The following is a 7534-nucleotide window of genomic DNA, read 5'->3' on the forward strand; positions in this document are numbered from 1 at the left end:
ACGATATAGGTTATTTTAGTTTTAAATGTTGGATGTCCCGGATTATTTCACTCTCGGTAGGATAGCGGCCCCCGTTTGGGGACCGGTTCCGTGAGCCCTCCGTAGCAGCTCAAATTGATCTACGCTACTTGCTGTTGAGAACGAATCGCTCTTCGTGTTTGAGTCCCATGTAGAGCGCGACACACATGGCCAGCAGTACCAGCGTGAAGGGCAGGCCAACACTGATTGCTGCAGCCTGCAGCGCGCCTAGGGCGTCAGCACCGCCGCCGAACAGCAGAGCGCCGGCGATCAAGCCCTCCATAGCAGCCCAGAAGATGCGCTGGGGTACCGGGGCGTCCAGCTTGCCGCCAGCGGTGATGCTGTCGATGACCAGAGAGCCGGAATCGGAAGAGGTGACAAAGAAGACCAACACCAGCACGATACCGACAATGGAGGAGAAGGTGGTCAGCGGGATGTTCTCGAGCATATGGAACATCGCCAACGAAACATCACTGATGCCTCCGGTCAGCTGTCCCACGTTAGCCTGAATCTGGTCCAGAGCACTACCGCCGAAGGCGGTCATCCATATCATGGTGATAATCGTGGGCACCAGCAACACAGCGATGAGGAATTCGCGCACTGTACGACCCTTGGAGACGCGGGCGATGAACATGCCGACAAAGGGTGACCATGAGATCCACCAGGCCCAATAGAAGACAGTCCAACCGTGGTAGAACTTCTCATCTTCCCGACCCATCCAGTTGCTCAGGGGGATGATGTTCTTCACATAAGCGCCGGCGGTGTCGTAGAGGTTGCCGAAGAAGCCCATTCCTGCGCCCATGATGATGACGAAAAGCAATAGAAGAAGGGCCAGTGCCATGTTGAAGTTACTGAGAATCTTGACACCTCCGTCTAGACCGCGCACCACTGAAACTATAGCGACCGAGGTGACACCAATGATGATGGCGATCTGGGTATTGATGCTGTTAGGGATATCAAAAAGATAGTTGAGACCACCAGCTGCCTGCTGAGCACCAAAGCCCAAGGAGGTGGCGAGTCCAAAGATGGTGGCCATAACGGCGATGATATCAATCACATGACCGAACCAACCCCAGGAGCGATCTTTGATAAATGGGAAGAAGGCCGAGCGGATGGTCAGTGGAAGTCCCTTATTATAGGTAAAGAAGGCCAGCGAAAGCGCCACTACTGCGTAGATGGCCCAAGGGTGCAGCCCCCAGTGGAACATGGTGGCGCCCATAGCCATTTCGGCTGCTTCAGGGGTGCCCTTGGCGGCATTCAGCGGTGTGCCCCACCAATCGGTGTAGTAGGCGACTGGTTCTGCCACACTCCAGAACATCAGACCTATGCCCATACCAGCAGCGAATAGCATGGCGAACCAGGATATCGTTGAGAACTCAGGCTTGGCATCGACGCCACCAAGCCGTATGCGGCCTACAGGTAGAACGATCAGCATCAAGCAGAAGATAACGAAGATGTTTCCAGCGACCAGAAAAAGCCAGTCGAAGTTGTTGATCGACCAGGCTTTGGAGCTGTCGAAGCCCTGTTTTGCTTCGCTGGGAAATAACAGGGTGCCGATGACGAACATCAGTACCAGCAGAGCGGAGATGATGAAGACAGGGTTGTGGAAATCCATGCCCCAGTTTCGTATGTTGTCCTGTCCTATCTCATAATCTGTATCGTAGCGATCTGGCATAAATGACTCCTGTGTCAGGGTTGCGGGTTCCCACTCTTTGGCAGGAAGTACTGGCTGTAGAACCCAGGATCTACCCAGAGCAGATCCTGGTGACACTTAATGGTCAGGGAGCCTTGAAATCGAAGCGCAGACCGGCGGCGATCACCTGTCCGCCGTCGCAGCTCCAGCAGGTTTCGTTCATGCCGCCATACTCTTCGGTGATGGCTGCAGTTTCGTCTTCGCTGTAGAACTCGACGAAAAACTTGAGGTCACTCTGGTACTGGTGGTCCCAGCCGAGATGGATGATGGTTTCCCCATATTGATCCACGTCAGCTAGCATGGCCTTGAAGGTGTTCTTGCCCAGGGTATATCCGGCATAAAGGTTCATCGCATGGTCGCCATCTTCCCCGTAGCCTGTGTTGATGTCGCTGCTGAACTGCTCGTACTTGGCGCCGATGTAGAGGTCGTCAGTAGCCTGCCACATAAGAGAGGTACCTAGGATGACCTGATCCTCGCTACCACCCAGATCGTCGAAACCGCCGGAGACGGTCAAGCTGCCCTGGCTGTAGCTAAGGGTGGCCTGCAGACGATCGTCCTGATTGCCATTGGCCTTGGCTGCACCATTGTCCAGGCTGTAGCCGAGGGAACCTGTGAGGCCGCTAAAGCTGGGCGAGTAGTAGGCGATAGTATCGCCCTTGCGGAAAGTGGTATAGGTGGCGAAACCACTGTAGTAGCTACTAAACATGTCTACCGGGTAGGCGATGGCGTTGTAGTAGGGCATCCACATCTGGCCGATGGAGACGTTACCGAAGTCACCTTTGATACCAATCTTGCCAACGCGAATATCCTCCTCCTGATCCCAGGGGTCCTGCACCGCCTTGTTCGGCACATCCAGGGGCAACTCGAGTTTACCGTAGGCGGTTATCTTATCGTTCACTACATGGGTGGCATTAAAGCCGAGACGGGAATAGGCATCACGCCAACCGGTGTAGGAGTCGAGGCTGGCGTCGTCATCGGGATTGACCGCCTCGGCATGGAAACGTAAAGAGCCGTAGAAATCGAACTCCAGTGCCTGGGCTTCGCCAACCAGGGCGAAGGCGAATGCTGCCAAAACGGACGCTAAACGATACCTTTTTTGTTTATACATACATCAATACCTTGAATTTCTTATGAAAATGCATTGAAGGATGAAGCGATTGGCTTAATAACCTCTATGCACTAAAAGATGGATAGAGTGGTTCTTTAGGTGGTCAGTTACCACCGACACAAAGACGGCCGATCAGTGAGGCATAATGGCGTGCGCGGATAGTGGTGCGGGATTGTCCACAGAACTGGGGAAGGTAGTTGGGGCGAATGTGCGGCCCCCCCTGCGTCGCGTGCTTGCGCGAATCCAATATTGCACTCAGCGTGCGATGTAAGCGAAGACCGACCATAGTCGATCTTGCATCTAGCCGATACATAGTAATAACCGGGTATATGTAGACAGCACCGTTGCGGTGCATTGGATGTCACGACAATTTAAAGTTGCTCGTGACGAGAGTTGATAGGGGTAGATTATGCCGGTGGCGCTGGATGATTGCAAACTGGTTTGGTGCTTTCTGTATCATTTAGATGAAGTTAAAACATAAGATAAGCAAGTGATACGTATAACAATAATTGTGCTACTAGGTTATTTTCACTGCTCATTGGGAAGAAAAGAGAAAAGGGGTCAGTACCCACTGCTGCCCCATTAACTTTCAACCTTCTCAGAACAACTCTGAAAGCCCCTCTCCCTTTTCGGGAGAGGGGTTGGGGAGAGGGTGTACGCGAAGCGTTTCATGTGATTGAAAGAGAAAAACCGCACTGATCGTTCATATTTATCCTGCTGATTGTTTGGGAAAATAGGGTGTTTATTCACCCCTATCCTGCAAGGGGAGAGGGGAGTTTCTCTCCCCACCTATTTAAGATACTGATGAGTTGTAAGTTTTTTCTAACCGCGGCTCTCTGCTTTACGATGCTTTTTCAAAAAAAATTCGGTAATCATTTGGGGACACCCGTTAAATACAGCCAGAACGTAACATTCTTTTAACGCAACTATTCGCAAGCCGTCAGTAAACCACAAACTAGCGACACCAAAAGATATGCTATTAATTTATAAGGGTTATTATAGTTTTAAATGTTGGGTGTCCCGGATTATTCCTTTTTAGTTCCTACAGCTCTACTCTAACAATGGGAGTCCAGTTTATAGTTTATACTACTAATAATGACAGCCATGCTTTCATCACATAGATGATTAAGGAAGTTGTTTCGACCTAGCCACTACTTGCAAGAGCTTGGTGATCCTGGGTTCAGGGGCAACTGGGGAAAAGATAGGGATATTCATACGATGATCTGTTCAAAATTGCTTTCTAAACTGATCCTGATTGTTCTGGTTGTTCTTTTTGCGAATTCCACACAAGCCTCAACGACATATCAATTTGTTGTAACGGGCGGAGTATTACAAACCAAGCATAAACCATTTTTAGCTGAAATTAAGTTGAGTGATTCAGCCACTCAGGCAGGGCAGGCAACGAGCAGTGATATTGATTCTTTCCGAATCATCGGGGGTGATTACATACCGCAAGTTGATCCAATCATATTTAGCGATTTACATGATCATTTTGTAGATGTTGCTGTGACATTGTCGTCTGACCGAAAAACCATCGCCTCTTTTTACGCTAGAAATTCACAAAGTAATGAGCAATATGATTACTGGGTCTTTTATCAACCGGTCCCAAATGCCCCCGGTCAAAACGTTCATGACAACGTTGTGAGGATCTCTGCCGAGACTGTCAGAATGGACACACTGCTTTTGCCAAACTTCGATTACACGTCCTCAAATATAACTGGCGAGTGGCAAGAGTATCGTGGAATATTGCAATGTTGGATATGTGATCGTTTCAGAGAATTGGTGCTTGTCTGTTTTCCCTGGTGCCCTTGGCCGTGGATTCTTCTTGGGAGTATTTTTATAATCGTAGTATCTGTCTTGTATGTGAAAAGGAATAGGCAGAATCGACGGCGTTAATAACGTATTAAGTTAAATTTAAGAACGCCTCTCTAGCCTTTACTCTGCTAGAAACCATGCCCCCTCCACAATCCAGCTTGTTTGGTTGGCATCTGGAGTTTCGACAAACAGATGTTAGTGATTACTCATCTGACAGTCAGCATGGCATGCCTAGTTATAGGTACCACAACCCTTATCCAGCAATAGAGGAAACTGCTGATTATCCTCATCATCTTCTAAAATGGATTCCATGCGTTCTCCGCATGAGGTGATGTTGTAAAGCGCTACGGCAAATTCCAGTCTTAACATTCGGGCTATGGGGTACCCCCTTACCTGGTACTGATTAGACGTTTTGTAAAACCTAAATTAGCAGGATTCACCAATCAAAGACCTGCCTCCTTACTATCTCCTCCTACGCTTTACAAACAACTACCCTGTTGCGGCCGCTACTCTTGGCCTCATATAGATTCTTGTCGCAGATATTCATCCAATGCTTCCAGTCTCTTATTGAACCCAGGCCGGCCACTCCAATACTAACTGTTATCGTACGACCGGGTATTAATGAAAGATTTTCAATACCCTTTCGCATTTTTTCTACCATGTTGATGCTATTGGTTTCATCGGTATTGTAGAGCAGAATCAAAAACTCTTCTCCGCCGATTCTGAATGCTTTGTCACTGTCTCGAAGAAAATCCTTTAAGAACACCCCCAGCTGCATAAGGACGTGATCGCCAATCTCATGGCCTAGCTCATCATTAATCTTCTTGAAATGATCAATATCCATGATGATTAGTGTGAATGGAGTATTTGTTCGACTAGCTTGACTTATCGCCTGCTCCAAAGAGTCTATAAGAAGTGTTCTATTGTACAAATCTGTTAGCTTGTCTGTAATCGCCTGTTTTTGCAGTTCATTATATTGCCTGGCTACTACATGAAGAAAAATAGCCGAATACGCACTGACCAATGAGAATGTTACGGAGAATCTGATGGCTTCATGTGTCTCAAAAAGGTGCCACACTAGTGGAATATTAACCAGTGCAAATAGAATATTAGATATCCATGCCTGACGCTCTGACATCATAAAGTAATACAACACCACTGTTGAATAACACCAATAGGTGCCGGTTATTCCCACTTTATCCGTTAGATAAGCTACAAAAAAAGTTGTAAAAGGGGTCAGCCAGATAAACGTATAAATGGTTTTATATGTTTTTCTATGACAGCCCCAGGCAACTAGGTAAAGACTCAATGAGGTAATCGCGGCCCCTATACCAATTCCCCCGTGTTGATGAGTCAGGTGATAAATAGCAAAAGGCAATATCAGGGCTCCGGCGGTAACAGAAAGCCAGAATGTCGATTTAAGATGAAAATCAGTTTGATGCCTCGAGTCTAAATCATCCATAAATCTGATGAACCCCTGATTAATAAAACGTTTTTGCGATAATAACATTTTATTTTAACGACGCCTCAATCAATCATACGCAACAAGATTTTACTAATAACAAATTTGAGATACTCCCTAACAGAGACGCAAATATCTGTTTCTTGATGATATGGATCGTATCTCCAGGGTCGGTGTCAGATCGAGAACGGATTGGCCTGCTAGAAAGATGCACTTAAGTTTTTTCGAGGTGATTCGCGCTCGACTCCGCCCCCTCCAAACGACAGGTTCGGACTCTGGGACCTGCTGTTGCCTGCCAGTACCGGTCACTCCCACTCGATTGTAAATAAGCCTTTTTTATCTTTTATATTTAATTGCTTATTTTCCTGCTAAACGGTAATACCATGAAAAATACCATGCTCAGAAAGCGCTGAAAACGTGAGAGATATTTTTCAAAACCAGCATCAGATCCCTTACCGTTTCCGGCACATCTATGCAGCCTTTATCTTCATGGTTTTTCCAATCCGAGCCAGCATATTGACCAGTTTGTCGATAGTAAACTTGTCAATCTTGCCACGCATCAGATCACTGATTCTTGGCTGGTGAACACCAAACACCTCTGCAGCTTCTTTCTGACCGAGCTCTGCATCCTCGATATACTGACGCAGTGTAATCATCAATTCTGAACGAATCTTCAGGTTCTGCGCCATCGCCGGATCATCCTCCAGCGCCTCAAACACATTGCGGTAACCTTTTGAAATCGTCATTGCTGTTTCCTCTGTTCTGCCAACGCCTTGTACCTGGCTTTCGCCAGTTCTATATCCGCCTTGCGTGTTTTCTGTGTCTTCTTTTGAAAAGCATGCAATACGTAAATCGCCTCTTCGAATCGAGCGACATAGATCACCCGGTAAATACCATCCTTGTCCTAAATCCGGATTTCAACCGCCCCAGCACCAACGGTATTCATGGGCTTCCAGTCACTTGGCTGCAACCCGGCCTGGACATTACTGAGCTCAAAACCTGCTTCGCGACGTGCGCCTGCCGGGAAATGCCTGAGATCGACCAATGAACTGCCCACAAAGCGCACGTCTTTCATAAGCGAAATTATATAAAATTTTATATTTATATAAAGTTTTATATATTTTGACAGATCGGACGTCGGTCGAGATGTACTCGATTACAAATACCATGAACAGCTCGACGCACATGACATGGTATTGGATCGCTGTACTGATCCTGAGCACAGCGATACCATGATCTATACCATGAAAAACACCATGCTCAGAAAATCCTTCTAAATGGTCGAAAAAATTTCTGATTAGCACCGCCACACAGCCCCTCTGATTTCAACCCGACTCATATAAATACAAAGTTTGACAATCTTTGTATTTCTACCTAGCATTCTATATGAAAGCATCTACCCTCGGAGGCCATTATGCATATTTCACTAACGCCTGAG

At 47.3% G+C, this 7534-nt stretch carries 8 protein-coding genes; 1 reads left to right on the top strand and 7 read right to left on the bottom strand.

Translation table 11 applies throughout. The features are described 5' to 3' along the window. Positions 1-124 precede the first annotated feature (124 nt). The 3 genes from AC4IE7_RS00265 to AC4IE7_RS00275 form a co-directional block, all read right to left on the bottom strand. Positions 125-1693 (bottom strand): BCCT family transporter, encoded by a 1569-nt coding sequence (locus AC4IE7_RS00265; RefSeq protein ID WP_490774797.1) that lies wholly within the window; start codon positions 1691-1693, stop codon positions 125-127. Between the two features lie 103 nt (positions 1694-1796). Further along, a complete protein-coding gene (locus AC4IE7_RS00270) occupies positions 1797-2819 on the bottom strand; it encodes a porin (protein WP_490774791.1) in 1023 nt (340 codons plus the stop codon). Between the two features lie 103 nt (positions 2820-2922). After that, positions 2923-3132: a hypothetical protein gene (locus AC4IE7_RS00275; RefSeq protein WP_490774792.1), complete on the bottom strand. Its 210-nt coding sequence runs from the start codon at positions 3130-3132 to the stop codon at positions 2923-2925. Between the two features lie 905 nt (positions 3133-4037). On the opposite strand from AC4IE7_RS00275, the gene AC4IE7_RS00280 reads away from it, so the two are divergent. Beyond that, entirely contained in the window at positions 4038-4715 is a 678-nt protein-coding gene (locus AC4IE7_RS00280) for a hypothetical protein (RefSeq protein WP_490774793.1), read from the top strand. 150 nt (positions 4716-4865) lie between these two features. Here AC4IE7_RS00280 and AC4IE7_RS00285 read toward each other — a convergent pair whose 3' ends face one another. From AC4IE7_RS00285 to AC4IE7_RS00300, 4 genes are all read right to left on the bottom strand, one after another. After that, positions 4866-5003, bottom strand: coding sequence for a hypothetical protein (locus tag AC4IE7_RS00285; RefSeq protein ID WP_490774794.1), 138 nt, complete (start codon positions 5001-5003; stop codon positions 4866-4868). 103 nt (positions 5004-5106) lie between these two features. After that, positions 5107-6096, bottom strand: a complete 990-nt coding sequence (locus tag AC4IE7_RS00290; protein WP_490774795.1) for a GGDEF domain-containing protein — start codon at positions 6094-6096, stop codon at positions 5107-5109. Between the two features lie 470 nt (positions 6097-6566). Further along, positions 6567-6842 (bottom strand): helix-turn-helix domain-containing protein, encoded by a 276-nt coding sequence (locus AC4IE7_RS00295; protein WP_490774796.1) that lies wholly within the window; start codon positions 6840-6842, stop codon positions 6567-6569. After that, the gene (locus AC4IE7_RS00300) at positions 6839-6988 is read right to left on the bottom strand and encodes a type II toxin-antitoxin system RelE/ParE family toxin (protein WP_490774798.1); all 150 of its coding nucleotides are present in this window, start codon (positions 6986-6988) and stop codon (positions 6839-6841) included. Before AC4IE7_RS00300 ends, AC4IE7_RS00295 begins: the two co-directional genes overlap by 4 nt. Positions 6989-7534: the final 546 nt, after the last annotated feature.

This window comes from Candidatus Thiodiazotropha sp. AKAK3 (assembly GCF_058244645.1).

Bases quoted from the DNA above. Each gene is read 5' to 3' on its own strand.
- AC4IE7_RS00265 (WP_490774797.1), bottom strand. From the start codon at position 1,693: ATGCCAGATCGCTACGATACAGATTATGAGATAGGACAGGACAACATA.
- AC4IE7_RS00270 (WP_490774791.1), bottom strand. From the start codon at position 2,819: ATGTATAAACAAAAAAGGTATCGTTTAGCGTCCGTTTTGGCAGCATTC.
- AC4IE7_RS00275 (WP_490774792.1), bottom strand. From the start codon at position 3,132: ATGTATCGGCTAGATGCAAGATCGACTATGGTCGGTCTTCGCTTACAT.
- AC4IE7_RS00280 (WP_490774793.1), top strand. From the start codon at position 4,038: ATGATCTGTTCAAAATTGCTTTCTAAACTGATCCTGATTGTTCTGGTT.
- AC4IE7_RS00285 (WP_490774794.1), bottom strand. From the start codon at position 5,003: ATGTTAAGACTGGAATTTGCCGTAGCGCTTTACAACATCACCTCATGC.
- AC4IE7_RS00290 (WP_490774795.1), bottom strand. From the start codon at position 6,096: ATGGATGATTTAGACTCGAGGCATCAAACTGATTTTCATCTTAAATCG.
- AC4IE7_RS00295 (WP_490774796.1), bottom strand. From the start codon at position 6,842: ATGACGATTTCAAAAGGTTACCGCAATGTGTTTGAGGCGCTGGAGGAT.